Origin of the sequence: Mesorhizobium sp. M1A.F.Ca.IN.022.07.1.1 (assembly GCF_003997575.1) — a bacterium.
Classification (GTDB): domain Bacteria; phylum Pseudomonadota; class Alphaproteobacteria; order Rhizobiales; family Rhizobiaceae; genus Mesorhizobium.
Genome location: NZ_RZST01000676.1, coordinates 1 through 900, shown reverse-complemented (window position 1 = coordinate 900; position 900 = coordinate 1). Strand labels below are relative to the sequence as shown.

Genomic DNA, 900 nt, shown 5'->3' with positions numbered 1-900 from the left:
GGCCACGACGCCATCATCGACGCCGCCTGCGAGGCTTGGCAGAAGCTCATCGCCCAACCCGAAACAATCGAATCAATCGGAATGCGAGAGTGGGCTCACGTCGGTCGAGCTTCATGACCCTTGGTATTAGACGTCTAGAAAGGCTCTTCAGGCAGCGTCGCGCCCTCCTTTCGCATCGAGCAGGCCGGCTTGGGCGATACGGATCCGCTCGACTTCCTGGTGTTGAAGGCGAACCAGCGGTGGGCGCACGACGGCACGCGGCAAGCGGCCGAGAAGCACCAGCGCTTCCTTCATGCGGTTGTGCATGTCGACCCACGGTTCTAAGTAGAAAATCCGCGCAAGCGGATAGATCGTTGATCTGGCGTGCAGCGGCAAGATCATTCTTCTGAATGGCGTGGAAAAGCTGGCTTTGAAGATCCGCGATCACGCTGCCGCTTCCCGAGAGCAGGCCATTGCAGCCGAGCACGAGAGAACTCAGCAGCCACGCGCTATGGGTGGACAGAACGTTCACGGGCTGAGATCGGCTTTGAAGATTGCGCACTTGCCAGTCGTGCAGTTGAACGTTGCCCGACCAATCCTTGATAGCGTGAATGGTGGGTACTTCGTCCAAGAGACTGACAAGCGTTTCGGGCGGATAGCCCTGCCCCGTCGCCAGTGGACACTGGAAGATGATTAGCTGGAGGTCGGTGGCTGGCCGTGAGTGAACGGCGCGGGCGGGAAGACCAGCAGGGCAGACGCCCCGCCATGGTCCGCCGCGCGGGCGATGCGGGCCGCCTCTAAGCTCCCGTCAGCCCAGATGCCATGAACGAGAGGATATTTGTCGCCTACTTCATCCTGGGCGATCTCCATCACCCGGCGCTGCTCGTCAAAAGTGCAGGAGGCAACTTCGGTGGAATGGGC

At 60.6% G+C, this 900-nt stretch carries 1 protein-coding gene and 2 pseudogenes; 1 reads left to right on the top strand and 2 read right to left on the bottom strand.

Annotated elements, in window-relative coordinates:
* Window positions 1–117 (top strand): annotated as a pseudogene (locus tag EOA75_RS35480) (IS630 family transposase); the annotation flags it as partial.
* Window positions 118–147: 30 nt separating this feature from the next.
* Here EOA75_RS35480 and EOA75_RS35475 read toward each other — a convergent pair.
* Window positions 148–375, bottom strand: a complete 228-nt coding sequence (locus tag EOA75_RS35475; protein ID WP_245466838.1) for a hypothetical protein — start codon at window positions 373–375, stop codon at window positions 148–150.
* Window positions 376–672: 297 nt separating this feature from the next.
* Window positions 673–900, bottom strand: a pseudogene (locus EOA75_RS34695) (dihydrodipicolinate synthase family protein); the annotation flags it as partial.